The organism is Pseudomonas coronafaciens pv. oryzae str. 1_6, assembly GCF_000156995.2.
GTDB classification, from domain to species: Bacteria; Pseudomonadota; Gammaproteobacteria; order Pseudomonadales; family Pseudomonadaceae; genus Aquipseudomonas; species Aquipseudomonas tremae.
Genome location: NZ_CP046035.1, coordinates 2,286,018 through 2,302,175 on the forward strand (window position 1 = coordinate 2,286,018; position 16,158 = coordinate 2,302,175).

A 16,158-nucleotide genomic window follows, 5' to 3' on the forward strand; every position below is an offset into this window, starting at 1 on the left:
ATTAATTTGGTTTGATGAGGGGATTTGGTAGCGAGAGCGCAGAGAGACGAGCTAATTCAATAGCATCCAAACGAATGAAACTTTATTCACTTCTGGCGTGATACGCCTGTTGTCACAAAGCATGTACAGTCTATCCATAGCAGCTTGTCTGCTATGCACATATAATTCAGATGCACCAATACTGTCGAACCATTGGTTATTAGAGGAAATATCATGAGCATTACAAAAAAACTATTCTGAAAGGGCTTGTATTGACTACTGTCACGGTGATGGGCTTGCAAGGCATGGCCTTTGCGAGCACCCGTGCACAAGCCGCACCTGCTGCGATTGAAAAATATGCTTCCGTACAGGCTTCGGGTAATAGCGTTGTCCGCGACTCCACATCAGTGCCTGTGCAAGTAGCTTCACGCTTAAAATCAGGTTTGAGAATCAATAATGCGTGTGATGCCACTGTTAGTAATTGCCCGCACGGCTAAACCATCTGACTGAGACAGTAGCCGCAAACTAATACTTTGCGGTTTTATAGTGAAAGTGTCCAAATATCACGAATGACTTTTACAGAGTCTATTGACCTTTTCTGGGGCGAGGCTTCGTCCTTGCCGCACACGCGGCTGACATTGAATTGACTGAGAGGGGGTTGTTACTGCGGGGGTGTCCGGGCCCACCGGGCAAAAGTGAGGCCCTGTCAAACCCTTGGAGAAGCGCTTTATGAGTTCAAGTATCGGCCTTCGGCGGTGATACTCGGTTGTTTCGGCACTGCCTGGGCAGCTGCACGCCAGCAGATTGGCCTGCTGGTCATGACTGGTCGACGTTCAGCTTCGCAACGTCATCAAGGCAGGCATTACACGGCTCGTACCAACTATCCTCAAGGCCGCGATGAAAAACTTCACGTTTGCCGTTACATGCTCCGCAAACGTCAGGTTCTTTCACTGGCTCGCCCAGTCGTATCGAAGAACCGATACGCTCCGACACTTCGTCGAATTTAGAAACGGTTGCGGCGCCAAGATCAATACCCAGCTTGAACGCCAAAATATCGAGATAGGAATGAATGTCGGCGAGCTCTCTTGCGATATTTGGCAGTGCTGATTCTAGCGAGTAATCACCTCGATCAACCTTCTTGATGATGTTGGCGCACTCACCTGCTTCGCCGGTCAGCGCGTTCATCCAGTGTGCAGGCTGCCAGTTTTGTTCGCACAGCTTGTATTTTGACGATGTCAGGCGCTTCACGTTTGCTTGGCGCAATTTCTGAAAGCTCAAGCCATCAAGTTCCGCCTCCCCGCCGAGCGCTGGCGGTTGATCTGCCTCGGCCTGCTGCTCAAAGTAAGCCTGCGTCACGGTGCGCATCTGTGTAAAAACTCCGCACGGGCCGAGCTTTTGAACTTCGTCCTCGATGCGACTGAACTGGCTACGAAGCCAGTCGGGTATTGGGTGCTTGCTCATGATTTCACCCCGACTACTTTCTCCAAGTCTTCAAACACGCGGCGGTAGGCGCTGCTACCTTGGTTTGCGATCCGTGCTACCCGCAGCGTTTCGATAGCCGCAGCCCGCAACCCATCCCGCTCATTCGAAACGTCGGCCAACTGCTGGCGGAGGCCATCGATTGTGCTCATTGCGGAGTTGACGTTCTGGGCGCCCAGCACTGCTGCATTCACTACCGGATTGCCCGAAGAAAATGTTTCGTCGCAAGCATTGACCAGTTCAAGCATCGTCTTATTCATTTCGATTCCTTCGCGCTCTGCGCATAACGGGCCTGACGCGCTTTGAAGCAGGCCTTGTGGTTTCCTCGGGCGCGGTAGCCATTGCAGATATCGCAAAGGCCATCGCGGGCCAGCCAGGGGGTGGGCAGGTTTTCGGGTTTGGTGGGGCTGCGTAGGGCGTTCAAGCTGCTCGCTCCACCCAATCAGACGGACGTCTAACCGGGTTTTCGAAAAACCAAGGCGCGCCTGCCAACTGCCCAATCACCCGGCATTGTTCAGCGATCAGCGCCGCCTTGGCCTGGAAGAATTTGTCTTTGCCAGCCTTGGCGGCGAAGTGAGGCGTTCCTGACACCGCGACATCTGTGCATGGCGGGAATCCGGCCACAAATCGGACACAGCCCGAAGATATCGCCTCTCGACGGACAGGGAAGAACTCAGTCACCGGTATCTACTTATCAAGACTGGGTTCGGCTCGCGCGATCACAGCACTGGTAGTGAAGCTGAAAGAGGATATGCGGGGCAGGGGGCTTGCTTCTGGCTGGCAGGAAAAAGCGATGAGGGGGTAGAACGAAAAAGCCTGGCGCTGGGCCGGGCTATCGCGAGTCCTTATGATGCTTGGTGGGTCTTGAGGATTAAGGCGCCAAGGCGATGCGCCGCGATACATGGGAAGGGCTGATAGGAAAAACCAAGCGATTGAACTGCTTAGTGGGTGGCGGTGATGGCATTAGCCAGTTGTAGGTCGGACATCAAAGGCGATTTGGCAGTGGAGCGGTAGTGCTGGGCTGCCTGCTCAAATTACGCGCCACGGATCTCGCCATCTGAGCCGATAAAAGTTAGAGCATCGTCACGAGCTGGCGTAAAAAAGTCAGCGATTTTTTCGGATGACATTGTAGTCCCCAAAGCCATCGCGAGCGTACTTAACCTGACGTAATCAGCGGCTTTTACCTTAGCAATCCAGGCTTTGCACTTGTCGCCGTCACCCTCATCGAAGCCCTGGGAGGTCGGGATGCTGGAAAAATCATTTCCGTCGCGAGTGACGGTCGCTGGCTGAATAAGCACGATTTTTTCTTCGGGCATGACTTCGTCCTTGCCGCACACGCGGCTGAAATTGAGTTAATTGGTGTAGTTTCGATGAGGTCGATTCGGTGTCGAGAAGGCGGAGACGTGAGCTAATTCATTAGCAACCAAACGAATGAAACTTTATTTAACTTTTGCGCGATACAGCTGTCGTCACTAAGCATGTACAGTATTTCCATAGCAGTTTGTCTGCTATGCCACCTATAAATGACGCTCCTACGCTGTCGTACTATAAATGACTAGAGGAAACACCATGAACATCACAAGAAAATCCGTTCTGAAAGGGCTTGTCGTGACTACTGTTGCAGTGATTGGTTTGCAAGGCATTGCATTCGCAGCGGCTTCCAAGCCATCCGCTCCTACAGCCGATGGGAGATACGCTCTTGTTCAGGACGCAAGCAATGCCTCCAAGGAGTCGAAATCAGCCCCTATCCAGGTAGCGGCGCGTATTCCAAATGATCCGCAGCTCAATGATCCATGCCGTAACATCCGAGACTGTGACTAACACTATCGCTATTAAAACAGCTGCCGCAAAATAAGATTTGCGGCAGCACAGCTGAAGCACATAGGCATCTGGATGCGCACTATATACGCGCGCGTCCTGATCAGCCCCATTCAGGTCTTGAACTTATTGACCAATACTCCAAATGAGGCGGCAAGGCGAGAAAGCTCGGCGCTGGAGGCATTGGTTTGGTGTGCGCCAGTTGCGGTCTGAGTGGAGATGTCTTGAATATTAACCAAGTTTCGGTCTACTTCTCGAGCGACGTGAGCTTGCTCTTCGGCGGCACTCGCGATCACGAGATTTTTCTCATTAATCATTGAGACACCTTCGGTAATTCTGTCTAGCGCGTAGCCTGCCTGAATGGCTTGATCACGGGTTTCTCCTGCAAGGCTCCTACTGTTATTCATCGCGATCACTGCTTCATCCGCACCCGCACGAATTTGGGCCATCATCGCCTCAATGTCTGCGGTCGATGCCTGCGTTCGGTGCGCAAGGGCACGTACTTCATCGGCTACTACCGCAAAGCCGCGACCCTGCTCGCCAGCCCTGGCTGCCTCAATTGCGGCATTCAACGCCAAAAGGTTGGTTTGCTGAGCTATGGACTGAATGACTGCAAGAACTCCCGTGATCTCATTGACTCTGGTGGCGAGTACCGTGACCTTTTCAGTCGATTGAGAAATCTGCTCTGCCATTGTATTAACCGATCCAACAGCATTCTTTACTTGATCACGTCCTTCAATAGCACTGCGGCTAGTTTCTTCAGAGGACTCAGATGCTCCTGAGGCATTGCGCGCTACCTCCTCCACAGCGGCTGTCATCTGGTTCACCGCCGTGGCGGCTTGCTGGATTTCATCGTTCTGGCGTATCAGTGCTTTGGAACTTTCCTCCGTAACTGCATTCAGTTCTTCGGACGCAGATGCCAATTGATCAGCCGCACCAGCGATCTCTTTAATCGTATCTCTTAAGTTAACTTGCATGGTGCTTAGTGCTGATTGCAGTGTGCTGATCTCGTCATTTCCATTCACATCGATTTTTTGAGAAAGGTCGCCGTCGGCCACTTGTTTTGCGGTCCGTAGAGCTCCTGAAAGCGGTCGAGTGATCGAGCGTGTTACCAATAAGCCCAGAATAATTGCAGCAACAAACGCGATAACTACGCCTATGCCCAATGAACCGTAAGCGGCGCTCGAAGTCTTCGCGGCTTCTAGTGCGACGTCGTCACTCTGGCGCTTGTTAGACGCTACTATTATTTTTAGCTCATCATTTGCGTTCTTGTATGCAGGGTCCACCTCTTGTGCGAATACCCTGCTCGCGCTTTCAAGGTCACCGTTCGCCGCTAATCCGATCACGCGAGAGGATGCGTTAATGTACGCTGGCCAGTCTTTCTCAAACTGATCACCTGCAGCTTTTTCATCGTCTTCCAGGGGTGTTTGCCGGTACACATTGAATAGTTGCTCTACCTCTTTTTGGTTGTCAGCTATGGACTTCAATACCTCGTCGTATTTAGCTTGGTCTGCCTTTGCATATTTATACAGCAGTGCGCGGTGCAAGTCGCGATAGTGTGCTATAGCATTTGAACGTGCGTTACTCGTGTTGTATACAGAGACGAGGTTGTTGCTTACAATCCCATCTACGCTGTTTTTGAGGCCAGTGATGCCCATGTATCCGACAAGGCCGACGCCTAGCGTGACAACTGCGCATACTACGAACGCAGAAATCAGGCGTGTTGATAACATAGTGCCGCGTAAAAGATTCATCGCCGTGCAGCCTTCCTTGATTTCCCTATCCGAACTAGAAGGGTAATGCAGTTGTATCGGCCAGCTACTGCCTTTCCTGCAGTAGGGTGCGACCAGCGGCACACGTTATACAACGCGGAGCCGCCGGATGTTCGTTGCAGCTCTCCTCATAGCGCTCTCAAGCCACGTACCTGATCAGCATCGCTGGCAAGGCAGCGATTGCCGGGGCGCAATTGGCTTGGCGAGCAGCAGCCAGAATAGATTGATCGTGCTGCCACCTGATGTTGAGCTGATGTGCGCCACGGGTCGTTCGCTCGAGCGAGCGCTGCCATAGTTGGCGGGTTGACGCTGTTCCCGCACATATGAACTTGCCGGGTTTTGGTGAATGGCTTGCCGTCTGCACCGCGAATGATGACGTAGTCGTCGGGGAAGCCCTGAGCCTTGTACAAATCGGACGGTTTGAGCATCCGCAGGCTTTGAATCTAACGAGCTATTTAAAGCGAGCGTTGAGCGCCGAACCCGTTTCGCGCTGCGCTGCTTCATAGGTTGCGTATGACAAGCCTCAGGCTTTTCAGAACTACACAATGGATAACCGTTGAGCTTCTTCAATTGCCTTGCCGACGCCAAGGCGAATAGCTCAATAAGCTTACACTTCACCGCTGAGTGGTTTGCAATGAATTGACCCAAGTCGGGCAGATGAGGCGCTTGGGGTAATCCTTTACCTACTGAGTTTGTCGAGGGCTTCGTTCAATGCAGCTATTGCAGCTAAAGCCCACAAGTGATGCTGCTCTGTACTGTGTCCGATCGTTACGTCGTATCCGAGCATTGACGATGCATGAGAACGCAGGCTTTCGATGTTTTCGGCAGCGTAAGGGGCGTACTTTTTGAGATGGTTGCCCAAATTCTCTACAAGTATGGATATCGCACTGAACGCCGCAGCGCGGTGAAACAAATCGTCGGTTCCGCGTGCAGCGTTGAGAAGATCCTCGATTTTATTGAGAGCCTGTTTTGGATCGTTCATGCGCATATCTCGGTAGGTAAACCTCAAGCGAGGCCAAAAGCTACTACTCGATCTGTGCTTACGCCACTGTCTTTCCATACAGGCTGAGTGGATGGCCAGTTATTTGTAAATCTTTGGCTTTGCTCAAAAACGAATAAACACGTGAGTTCTGATAGGGCAATCGGCGTTGGCACTTTTGGCTGGATGTTCTTTCGGTAGGCCCAACGAACCAGATCAACAACGCTTTCCATCTCCCCCAAAAATAATTTGACATATGTTATTTGTGATCACATATTGACCCTTATAAGAATGCCAATATGAGTCACTCCCATGACAGATCGTCCGATCCTCCTGCCCGCCATGCGGCAGGTTTCCCGCGATACCCTCCAGGATCAGGTTTACCGGCAGATCCGTGAAGCGCTCATGAGCGGGCGCTTTCAGCCAGGACAGAAGCTGACGATTCGCGGTCTAGCCGAGGCGTTGGGGTCCAGTCCCATGCCGGTGCGTGAAGCTTTGAACCGGCTCAGCGCCGAGAACGCGTTCGAAGTCACTGAAACCGCTCGGCTGCGCGTGCCCATGATGACTCCGGAACGGCTGCGCGAGATTCGCGATGCCAGAGTCGCACTCGAAGGCCTGTTGGCCGAGAAAGCAGTCATCCTCATCAACGACACCGATCTTGAAGACATCAGCCTGCTGTGCGGGCAGATGCAGCAGGCTGCTGACAGCGTTGATGTGGCCCTGTATCTGTGGACCAACTTTGCTTTTCATCGGCGTATTTATGCGGTGGCCAAGGCTGAGCTGATCGTTGCTGCTGTCGAGAATTTCTGGCTGCACATAGGCCCGTGTTTCGCACTTGTTGCGCCTGACAGGGCGCACCTCCAGCGTTCGATGGAGGCGCACAACCGGATCGTCGAGGCGCTGACGGTGCGTGACGGAGCGGCCGCTCGTGCCGCGGTCACTGACGACATCATGCAGGCCGCCGATTCTCTGACGCGCCTGATCGCAAAGAGCGACCACTCAAGGTCGCGTGTCTCGGGAGTGAAAAAAGCATGAGTGTTCTTGATCGGCTGATTCCCTACGCAGGTTTGCGGGTTCTGATATCTGGCGGTGCCGCCGGAATCGGTGAAGTGCTGGCGGCTGCCTACATGGAGGCGGGCGCAAAGGTTCATGTGTGCGATGTCAGCGAATCGGCCATTGCGGCGTTTGTAGAGCGTTACCCGGACAGTGTTGCCACCCGCGCAGACGTTGCTGATCCGGCGCAGGTCGAAGCGGTGTTCAGGGTGCAGCGTGAGCGATTCGGCGGTCTTGATGTGCTGATCAATAACGCCGGGATCGCTGGTCCGACCGCAGGCATCGATGCGATCACCGAGGACGAGTGGCAGCGCACCATCGACATCAACCTCACCGGGCAATACCGCTTTGCTCATCACGCAGTGCCGTTGCTCAAGGCGTCGCCCAATGGGCATCTGATCCATATCGCCTCTGTCGCCGGTCGTTTGGGCTATGCCTGGCGCACGCCCTATGCCGCGACCAAATGGGCGATCGTTGGACTGATGAAATCGCTGGCGTCCGAGTTGGGCGAGAGTGACATCCGCGTCAATGCCTTGCTGCCCGGCATCGTCGAAGGCCCGCGCATGGACGGGGTGATTCGTGCCCGTGCGCAGCAGATGAACGTGCCTGAGGAGGAGATGCGTGAGGAGTACCTGAAAAAGATTTCGCTCAAGCGCATGGTCACCGCCGAGGACGTTGCCGCGATGGCACTGTTTTTGTGCTCGCCCGCAGCCCGCAATATCACGGGACAGGCCATCAGTGTGGATGGCAACGTCGAATACCTCTGAGTTTTTGTCCCGCAGCATCAATGGCCGCACACCTTCCGGTTGATGTTGCACATCAGACTTCTCGCCAACAACAAGAATGGAGAACGCTCATGCCAAAAAAACGTCCGGTCATCATTACCTGCGCAGTGACGGGGGCGATCCATACGCCCTCGATGTCGCCGCATTTGCCGATCACTCCGCAGGAAATCGCCGATGCTGCCGTCGGTGCAGCGGAGGCGGGGGCCTCCATCGTTCACTTGCATGCTCGCGATCCGGTTGATGGGCGACCCAGTCAGGATGTCGATCTGTTTCGGCAGTTTCTGCCTCAGATCAAGGCGAAAAGCGATGTGGTGATCAATATCACTACTGGCGGGGCGCCGACCATGGGAGTGGAAGAGCGTTTGCAGCCAGTCGCGCAGCTCAAGCCGGAACTTGCCTCGTTGAACATGGGATCGATGAACTTCGGGCTGTACGAAATGCTCGATCGCTACACCGAATTCAAACACGACTGGGAGCGCCCGTATCTGGCCGAGAGCGATGACCGGATATTTCGTAACACCTTCCGGGACATCGCTCACATTCTCAATACCTGCGCCGAGAACCGCACACGCTTTGAAATCGAATGCTATGACATCGGTCATTTGTATACCGCTGCGCACTTTCTGCAACGCGGGCTGCTCAAGGCACCGATTTTCATTCAGTCTGTCTTTGGTTTGCGCGGCGGGATCGGTGGGCACCCTGAAGACCTTGCGCATATGCGGCGTACAGCCGACCGTCTGTTTGGCGACGCGTACCAGTGGTCGATTCTGGGCGCCGGTCGCAATCAGATCCCGCTGGGCACCATGGGCCTGTCGATGGGCAGTCATGTGCGGGTCGGCCTCGAAGACTCGCTGTGGGACGGACCGGGCAAGCTGGCAGCCTCCAATGCCGAGCAGGTCAAACGCATTCGCACGGTGATCGAAGCCCAGGGCGGGCGCGTGGCCACGCCGGACGAGGCTCGCGAGATGCTCGATCTGAAGGGGCAGGACAAGGTTGATTTCTAGGTATTCATGATGCTGTTCCTGTGCGGGTATGTTTCCTGACATGCGTTACCCGCTGATCGCCGCAAAACGTGTCATCTCAATAACAACAAGACAGAGGTGAAAAATGCGTATCGAAATAGTTGTCGACGTGAAAACCACGCTGGGCGAAGGCCCGGTCTGGGATGTCGAGCAACAGCGTCTTTACTGGATCGACAGCTTCGACGGTCGTGTTCTGCGCTGCACGGATGATGGCCGCGAGTTGCGCGCCTGGGATGTCAGCCAGAAGATTGGCTCCATGGCCCTGCGCAAGAATGGCGACTCGGCGCTCGTGGCGTTGCAGACCGGCATCTACAACCTTGACCTGCCAACGGGCGATCTCAAACTGATAATCGACCCGGAGCCGGAGCTGCCGAACAATCGGCTCAATGATGGCAAGGTGGACCGGCAGGGCAGGTTCATCGTCGGTTCAATGGACACTCTTGAAGATAAGGCTAGCGCCAGACTGTATCGCCTCGACCCGGACCTGAGCCTGCACACGCTGGATGAAAACATCATCGTGTCCAACGGACCGTGCTGGAGCCCGAGCGGTGAAACGTTCTATTTTGCCGACACCTGGTCCGGGGATATCTGGACCTATGACTACAACAATGCCACTGGCGCAGTCGCCAACAGACGCACCTTTGCCAAGGTCGACACCTCTGCGGGAGGTGCGGCGGATGGCTGCACTGTGGATGCCGAAGGCTGCCTGTGGCAGGCGCTGGTCTACGCCGGAAAACTGGTGCGCTACACCCCTGACGGACAGGTGGATCGCGTCATCGACATGCCTGTAAAAAAGGTGACCAGCCTGACCTTCGGCGGTCCGAATCTGGACACGCTGTTCGTCACCTCCATGGCCAAACCGCCGTTGCCACGCTTTCCGGAGGACGGTCAGCAGCGCGGTGCGTTGTTCGCCATCACCGGGCTGGGCGTGAAGGGCATTGCTGAACGGCGCTTCGCCAGCTAGCCCGACAACAGACTGAACCTGAACGTTAAGGACGACTGAACCTTCTCGCTAGGGCGTGTGCTACACGCCTGGAGATTTCCCATGCCAAATAACAAGAATGCATCGCTGGGCAAGATTCATCGATTTTCGTGGGTGTCGTTGTTGGTGTGCTGGATGATCTGGATTCTGAATGCCTATGATCGCGAGATCGTATTGCGCCTGGGCCCGACTATTTCCAAGCATTTCGAATTGTCTGCAGATCAGTGGGGGACGGTGGCCACTGTCGTCATGCTGGCCTTGGCGGTTCTCGACATTCCAGGTTCTATCTGGAGTGACCGTTACGGCGGCGGCTGGAAGCGGGCGCGTTTCCAGGTGCCACTGGTGCTGGGCTATACCGCGCTGTCCTTCCTCTCGGGCTTCAAGGGGTTGAGTGGCAGCCTGGCCAGTTTCATTGCCTTGCGGGTAGGGGTGAATCTGGGCGCTGGCTGGGGCGAGCCGGTCGGTGTCAGCAACACTGCTGAATGGTGGCCCGTGGAGCGTCGTGGGTTTGCGTTGGGCGCCCACCACACCGGTTACCCCATAGGTGCGATGCTCAGCGGCATTGTCGCCAGCTTTGTGATAACCACATTTGGTGAGGAAAACTGGCGTTACGTGTTCTTTTTCGCCTTCGTAGTGGCTCTGCCGTTGATGATTTTCTGGGCGCGCTACTCGACGGCCGAGCGTATTACCAAGCTGTATGTGGACATTGCTGCCAAAGGCATGACCCCGCCGGACAGCACACCGTCGACCAACGTCAAAGGTCAGGTCTGGAAGTCGGTCAAAGCAACGTTGAGTAACCGCAACATTGCCCTGACTGCCGGTAATACCCTGCTCACGCAAGTGGTTTACATGGGCGTGAATATTGTCCTGCCTGCCTATCTGTACAACATCCTCAACCTGTCGTTGGCTGAATCGGCTGGCATGAGCGTCGTATTCACCCTGACCGGGATTCTCGGGCAACTGATCTGGCCGTCGTTGTCGGACATCATCGGCCGACGCATTACCTTGATCATCTGCGGGGTATGGATGGCAGTCAGCGTCGGTGCCTTTTACTTTGCCAACACCATACTGATCGTCATCGCGGTGCAGTTGCTGTTCGGTCTGGTGGCCAACGCGGTCTGGCCTATCTACTACGCAGTCGCGTCCGATTCTGCGCAACCTTCGGCGACATCGACTGCCAATGGCATCATCACCACCGCGATGTTCATCGGCGGCGGTATTGCTCCGGTATTGATGGGAACCCTGATATCCATGGGCGGCGGCTGGAGCAGCCTCAGTGGTTACACCGTGTGCTTCTTCGTGATGGCTGGCTGCGCATTAGGCGGGGCGTTTCTGCAACTATTTTCACATCGCCCCGAATCGCTGACAGTGCAGCGGAGCGTGTGATGTTTCCACGTCCCGAGCTCTTGGGTTCGGGACGTGCCAGTGCTGAAGCACCTGTTCTGCAAAAGTGCCCACTTTTCGGGGCGACACTGCCCGTCCGCGGCCTCATTAGTTGCTCTATACGCGACGTGGTCAGCGTCGTAAACGGGATGTGTGGCGTTTTTTTGGTCGGAAATTTGACATCTCGAACTGTCAAATTATTGGAGTTTTCATAGCTGAAATTCTGTAAATGCTAATTATAATTAAATTTATTTATCTATAGTTATCAATGAGTTATCTTGAATTAGAGCTTTTATTCAGCGTCAGTGCAGATGCCGCCTCTAAAGTTACTGAGCAAGCGGGCGAAATGGGTAATATCCAAATGATATTATTCGCGTGAAATGGTTCAACGCATTTTTGCGAGTGATTACGCCCATGCAAGCCACGGAACGGCTATGTTCAGGATCGACATCATGTTCAGCAAACTCAGTATCTCGCAAAAGCTCTATTTCAGTTTTGTCGCGATAGTCATACTTATTGCCGTGCTGGTAGCCAGTGCTTACAGAGGCTTCGAGCAGGTAGAAGACGCCACCAACAACAACGTCCACACTTATCAAGTGCTGAGCGACGCACAGTTGGCTCTTGAGCAACTGATCAACATCGAGACAGGCATGCGAGGCTTCGTCATCGCGTCGAAAGACACATTTCTCGAGCCGTTGGTAGCGGGTCAGCGGCGCTTTGCTGAAGAACTTGATTCGCTCAAGCGCCTGACATCTGATAATGCCGAACAACAGCGTCGTCTGGCCACTCTGGGGGAGACCCAGAAGCGCTGGATGGATGAGGACATCAACCCGATCATCGCCCTGCGTCGTGACCTGACCGCACGCAATATGCCGGATGACGAACTGGATGCGCGCATTACCTCCGGTGCCGACAAAGCCAAGATGGACGGCATGCGCGCTATTCTGAGCGAAATCAGCGCTGTCGAAAACAAGCTGCTGGTGGTAAGAACCCAAGACATGGTGGACGCCAAACATCTCGCCATCATGATCCTCATGTGTGGCGGCCTTGCAGCGGCTGTCCTAGCGGGAATCCTGGCTACTTTATTGGGTCGCAGCACTACCGCACGCCTGCAGCTGGCTATTGATGCTGCAACTGCCATTGCCAATGGCAAACTCGACACCGTGATCGATACCAGCAGCCATGACGAACTGCCGAAAGCCTTTGACCGCATGCAGAATCGCTTGCGCGAAATGATTCATCAGATCAGCCAGGCAGCCAATCAGTTGGTAGTTGCCGTGCAACAGATTTCCGGCGCATCCGAGCAACTTTCCGGCGCAATTCAGGAACAGTCGACGTCCGCCTCAATGATGGCGGCTACCATCGAAGAACTGACTGTCAGCATCCACCACGTTTCCGAAAACGCCGACGAGGCCCACCAGCTCGCCAGTCGTTCGGGCCAGCAGTCCAAAGATGGTGCGCAGGTCATCGAGAGTACGCTGTCCAGCATGAACGGCATCGCCAAGACCGTGCAGCTTTCGTCTACTCAGGTTGCAGGCCTGGGTCAGCATTCCGAGCATATCTCGTCGATCATCAGTGTGATTCAAGGTATTGCCGACCAGACCAACCTGTTGGCGCTCAACGCTGCCATCGAAGCCGCACGTGCCGGCGAGCAGGGTCGCGGCTTCGCGGTTGTTGCCGACGAAGTCCGCCTGCTGGCGCAAAACACTGGCAAGTCCACCAAGGAAATCGCCGGCATGATCGAGAAGATCCAGGCGGGCGTACGTGAAACAGTCGAAAGCATGCGCAGCGGTGTTCAAGAAGTTAACCAGGGCGTCGAAATGGCTGGCACGGCTGGTCAAGCCATCATCGAAATCCGCGACAGCTCGAGCAAGGTTCTACAAGTGGTCGATCAGATATCGTTCGCATTGCGCGAGCAGACGGTCGCCAGTCAGGATGTAGCGCGCAACGTCGAGCGTTCTGCGCAGATGGCCGAGCAGAACAACATGTCGGTGCAGGAACTGCTCAAAACCAGCGGTGGCCTGAAGAGCCTTGCCACCAGCTTGCAGGCGGAAGTGGGTAAATTCAAACTGTAAGGCCATTGTGCTAGCAGATCGGTAGATAGATCCACATCACCGCAAACGCCCGGTATCAGACTACAGATGATGCCGGGCGTTTTTGCGTGTGGGTCCAGGGTGATAGCGGGTCGTGAAGGCGGATGCTGGATTTGTTTGCTATTGCTTCGGGTGTATTGATAGGCGCCAAGCAATTGTCGAGGTCCTGAAGGAATGAATACCTCTCAGCCCCGTCCTTCAGCCTGAGCCCCATAATTTAATAGTACCCAAGCGTGCGCAAGGTTTCGGCGGTCCTGATCACAGGCACAAGCCGCGACTCCAGTTCCGAGAACCACTCTGGCCAGCGCCAGGAAGCGTCTGCGTTTTGAACGAGATAGCGTGCTTCCCAGTCTCGTCCGCGTGGAACTGCATCTGGAACCGAACGTGACAGATCAGTGAGATCTGTTTGAGTGAAGCCTGTCTCTAAAAGAACTCTCGTTCGGCAAAGTGCTTCGTGATAGTCGGGCGTTTGCTCAAGACCCAGTTGTATCGAAACAGGAAGCAGAGCGACGAGCGCTTGTTCAAGCTTTCTCAGTTGCTGGATGCGCTCCGCTTCGGTATAGCGGTGTTCAGTCATTTTGACTTCACCATAGAGAAATACTGATGAACGAAGATGAAAAGTATATCGCTGACAGCATCAAGACATGGGTATGGTCCGGATTTTACAGTGCGGAAGAAATGAACGAGATGCTCGAAGACATCATAGAAGATGACTGTGATGTTATAGCGCTCAAGGCTTTGATCCCGCAGGAGTTGCAGTCCAAATTCGACACCGAGCGTTCCTGGCCCCAGGTAACGGACTGTGATCGACTGGACAGTGTTTTCTACGCCTTGCACGAAGCAGGAATCTGCGCGTTGTCGAATGCGGGTTACACGATGTCAGACGGCTATTCGGAGGTTGCCCAGGCCATTCACGAAGCACCGGAAGGTCATTATCACGGTTACTGCTTTTATCATGGGCAGGATGTCGAACGTGTGGTTGAAGGTAGCGAGCTGATGATCGCCTTTGGTTCGCTTGATGATGATCCAGTGCACGGCGTCAAGGTTGGTCAGACAGTCTGCGCGGCGTTAAAAACTGCAGGCTTTCAGGTGGCGTGGAATGAAAGCGATGAACAGCGCATCGAAATCCACGCAATGAAGTGGCAGCGCAGGTTGGCACAGGACTGACGCCTTGCTAAATCAACGCTGCGCCAGAATGCTCTCCAGCAAGCCGGGAAAGCGGCTTTCCAGTACTTCAGTCCGCAATGAATTCATGTGCGTGGTACCGATGTTCCGCGTCTGTACCAGCCCCGCATCGCGCAGCACTCGGAAGTGATGGGACATGCTGGACTTCGGGCGACCACCGTCCAGTTCCCCACACGTGGCTTCGGCTACGCTTGCCAGGCAGCGTACGATGCCCATGCGCACAGGGTCGCTCAAGGCGTAAAGCACGCGTTCGAGGGTGAGGTCTTCGGCTTCTGGATGTTGGAAGGTTCGCATAGGGTGCATGATATCAAGGCTTCCGTTCATTGCCATAGTTCGATTACCATCGAACAACTGAAAATCAAATTCATACGGCCTACGGGAGCTTTTCAATGTCTGCATTGTTCGAATCGTTCAAACTGAAAGACGTCACGCTACGCAACCGAATCGCCATTCCGCCGATGTGCCAATACTCGGCAATCGACGGGGTTGTCAACGATTGGCACCAGGTTCACATTGCCAGCATGGCACGTGGCGGCGCCGGTTTGCTGGTGGTTGAAGCCACCGCTGTTGCGCCGGAAGGGCGCATCACCCCCGGTTGCACCGGTATCTGGAATGATGAGCAGGCACAGGCGTTTGTGCCGATCGTCAAAGCCATCAAGGATGCAGGCTGTGTGCCGGGTATCCAGATCGCACACGCAGGCCGCAAAGCCAGTGCCAACCGTCCGTGGGAAGGCGACGATCATATTGTCGCTTCCGATTCACGCGGCTGGGAGACCATTGCCCCGTCCGCCATCGCCTTCGGTGACAATCTGCCGAAAGTCCCGCGCGCCATGACGCTGGAAGACATCGCTCGCGTTCGCCAGAACTTCGTCGATGCTGCCCGTCGTGCCCGTGATGCTGGCTTCGAATGGATCGAATTGCATTTTGCCCACGGTTATCTGGGGCAGAGTTTCTTTTCCGAGCATTCCAACCAGCGTACCGACGCGTATGGCGGCAGTTTCGATAACCGCAGCCGTTTCTTGCTTGAGACGCTGGCAGCCGTTCGTGAGGTATGGCCCGAAAACCTGCCGCTGACTGCGCGTTTTGGTGTGATCGAATATGACGGTCGTGACGAGCAGACGCTTACCGAGTCGATCGAGCTGGCGCGTCGCTTCAAGGCCGGTGGTCTGGACCTGTTGAGCGTCAGCGTGGGTTTCAGCACGCCGGACGCCAACATCCCTTGGGGGCCAGCGTTCATGGGGCCGATTGCCGAGCGCGTGCGTCGCGAAGCGGATATTCCGGTGACCAGCGCCTGGGGTTTTGGCGAGCCGAAACTGGCTGAAGAGGCGGTGAAGTCAGGTCAGCTCGACTTGGTTTCGATAGGTCGTGCGCACTTGGCCGACCCGCACTGGGCGTACTTTGCAGCGAAAGAACTGGGCGTCGAAAAATCGGCCTGGACCTTGCCTGCGCCTTACGCTCACTGGCTTGAGCGTTATCGCTAAGCGGCTGGCACTAGCAGGGGCGGCATCGTTCGATGCTTGCCCCTTCAACGCTTAGATTCGTTATGTAAATCGGCTCCCACCGCTTCTTTGTCTGCTTTTGCCTGACCTGACCTTCTCACTGACTTTCGTACAGAGCCTGTGCTGTTT

At 54.8% G+C, this 16,158-nt stretch carries 16 protein-coding genes and 3 pseudogenes; 9 read left to right on the forward strand and 10 right to left on the reverse strand.

The window, feature by feature from the left end:
* Positions 1 to 795: 795 nt before the first annotated feature.
* The 4 genes and pseudogenes from POR16_RS10370 to POR16_RS27010 form a co-directional block, all read right to left on the reverse strand.
* The gene (locus POR16_RS10370; protein WP_005893433.1) at positions 796 to 1,440 is read right to left on the reverse strand and encodes a MazG-like family protein; all 645 of its coding nucleotides are present in this window, start codon (positions 1,438 to 1,440) and stop codon (positions 796 to 798) included.
* On the reverse strand, positions 1,437 to 1,718 hold the full coding sequence (locus POR16_RS10375) for a hypothetical protein (protein WP_005893430.1): 282 nt from the start codon (positions 1,716 to 1,718) through the stop codon (positions 1,437 to 1,439). The genes POR16_RS10370 and POR16_RS10375 overlap by 4 nt, the downstream gene beginning before the upstream one ends.
* Complete coding sequence (locus POR16_RS26285; protein ID WP_005893429.1) at positions 1,715 to 1,882, reverse strand: hypothetical protein; 168 nt, start codon at positions 1,880 to 1,882, stop codon at positions 1,715 to 1,717. The genes POR16_RS10375 and POR16_RS26285 overlap by 4 nt, the downstream gene beginning before the upstream one ends.
* Positions 1,883 to 2,399: 517 nt before the next feature.
* A pseudogene (locus POR16_RS27010) lies at positions 2,400 to 2,618 on the reverse strand (DUF2388 domain-containing protein); the annotation flags it as partial.
* 433 nt (positions 2,619 to 3,051) lie between these two features.
* Between POR16_RS27010 and POR16_RS10390 the strand changes: the two are divergent.
* Positions 3,052 to 3,279, forward strand: a complete 228-nt coding sequence (locus POR16_RS10390) for a hypothetical protein (RefSeq protein ID WP_080268168.1) — start codon at positions 3,052 to 3,054, stop codon at positions 3,277 to 3,279.
* A gap of 110 nt (positions 3,280 to 3,389) precedes the next feature.
* On the opposite strand, the gene POR16_RS27015 is transcribed toward POR16_RS10390, so the two are convergent.
* The 4 genes and pseudogenes from POR16_RS27015 to POR16_RS10400 form a co-directional block, all read right to left on the reverse strand.
* Positions 3,390 to 4,253, reverse strand: a complete 864-nt coding sequence (locus POR16_RS27015; protein WP_371903753.1) for a methyl-accepting chemotaxis protein — start codon at positions 4,251 to 4,253, stop codon at positions 3,390 to 3,392.
* A pseudogene (locus POR16_RS27020) lies at positions 4,245 to 5,030 on the reverse strand (MCP four helix bundle domain-containing protein); the annotation flags it as partial. The gene POR16_RS27015 and the pseudogene POR16_RS27020, both read right to left, overlap by 9 nt.
* 248 nt (positions 5,031 to 5,278) lie before the next feature.
* A pseudogene (locus POR16_RS26575) lies at positions 5,279 to 5,482 on the reverse strand (DNA cytosine methyltransferase); the annotation flags it as partial.
* A 245-nt stretch (positions 5,483 to 5,727) separates the two neighbouring features.
* The gene (locus POR16_RS10400) at positions 5,728 to 6,030 is read right to left on the reverse strand and encodes a hypothetical protein (protein WP_162010091.1); all 303 of its coding nucleotides are present in this window, start codon (positions 6,028 to 6,030) and stop codon (positions 5,728 to 5,730) included.
* Positions 6,031 to 6,339: 309 nt separating this feature from the next.
* Here POR16_RS10400 and POR16_RS10405 point away from each other — a divergent pair, with 309 nt between their 5' ends.
* From POR16_RS10405 to POR16_RS10430, 6 genes are all read left to right on the forward strand, one after another.
* Positions 6,340 to 7,062 carry a GntR family transcriptional regulator gene (locus POR16_RS10405; protein WP_005893425.1) on the forward strand — a complete coding sequence of 241 codons (723 nt, stop codon included), beginning with the start codon at positions 6,340 to 6,342 and terminating at the stop codon, positions 7,060 to 7,062.
* On the forward strand, positions 7,059 to 7,847 hold the full coding sequence (locus tag POR16_RS10410) for an SDR family oxidoreductase (RefSeq protein WP_005893424.1): 789 nt from the start codon (positions 7,059 to 7,061) through the stop codon (positions 7,845 to 7,847). The genes POR16_RS10405 and POR16_RS10410 overlap by 4 nt, the downstream gene beginning before the upstream one ends.
* A gap of 89 nt (positions 7,848 to 7,936) precedes the next feature.
* Positions 7,937 to 8,869 (forward strand): 3,5-dioxohexanoate:acetyl-CoA acetone transferase, encoded by a 933-nt coding sequence (gene kce / locus POR16_RS10415; protein WP_005893423.1) that lies wholly within the window; start codon positions 7,937 to 7,939, stop codon positions 8,867 to 8,869.
* Between the two features lie 103 nt (positions 8,870 to 8,972).
* Positions 8,973 to 9,851, forward strand: a complete 879-nt coding sequence (locus POR16_RS10420) for an SMP-30/gluconolactonase/LRE family protein (RefSeq protein WP_122381283.1) — start codon at positions 8,973 to 8,975, stop codon at positions 9,849 to 9,851.
* An 81-nt stretch (positions 9,852 to 9,932) separates the two neighbouring features.
* Entirely contained in the window at positions 9,933 to 11,255 is a 1,323-nt protein-coding gene (locus POR16_RS10425; protein ID WP_122313455.1) for an MFS transporter, read from the forward strand.
* A gap of 449 nt (positions 11,256 to 11,704) precedes the next feature.
* On the forward strand, positions 11,705 to 13,327 hold the full coding sequence (locus POR16_RS10430) for a methyl-accepting chemotaxis protein (RefSeq protein WP_024691365.1): 1,623 nt from the start codon (positions 11,705 to 11,707) through the stop codon (positions 13,325 to 13,327).
* A 235-nt stretch (positions 13,328 to 13,562) separates the two neighbouring features.
* On the opposite strand, the gene POR16_RS10435 is transcribed toward POR16_RS10430, so the two are convergent.
* Entirely contained in the window at positions 13,563 to 13,922 is a 360-nt protein-coding gene (locus POR16_RS10435) for a hypothetical protein (RefSeq protein ID WP_080268033.1), read from the reverse strand.
* 26 nt (positions 13,923 to 13,948) lie between these two features.
* Here POR16_RS10435 and POR16_RS10440 point away from each other — a divergent pair, with 26 nt between their 5' ends.
* Positions 13,949 to 14,512, forward strand: coding sequence for a DUF6891 domain-containing protein (locus POR16_RS10440; RefSeq protein WP_005893414.1), 564 nt, complete (start codon positions 13,949 to 13,951; stop codon positions 14,510 to 14,512).
* 12 nt (positions 14,513 to 14,524) lie between these two features.
* Here the strand turns inward: POR16_RS10440 and POR16_RS10445 are convergent, their stop codons facing one another.
* On the reverse strand, positions 14,525 to 14,860 hold the full coding sequence (locus POR16_RS10445) for an ArsR/SmtB family transcription factor (RefSeq protein ID WP_005893413.1): 336 nt from the start codon (positions 14,858 to 14,860) through the stop codon (positions 14,525 to 14,527).
* Between the two features lie 59 nt (positions 14,861 to 14,919).
* Here POR16_RS10445 and POR16_RS10450 point away from each other — a divergent pair, with 59 nt between their 5' ends.
* Positions 14,920 to 16,011: an NADH:flavin oxidoreductase/NADH oxidase gene (locus POR16_RS10450; RefSeq protein ID WP_005893412.1), complete on the forward strand. Its 1,092-nt coding sequence runs from the start codon at positions 14,920 to 14,922 to the stop codon at positions 16,009 to 16,011.
* The last annotated feature ends 147 nt before the right edge of the window (positions 16,012 to 16,158 follow it).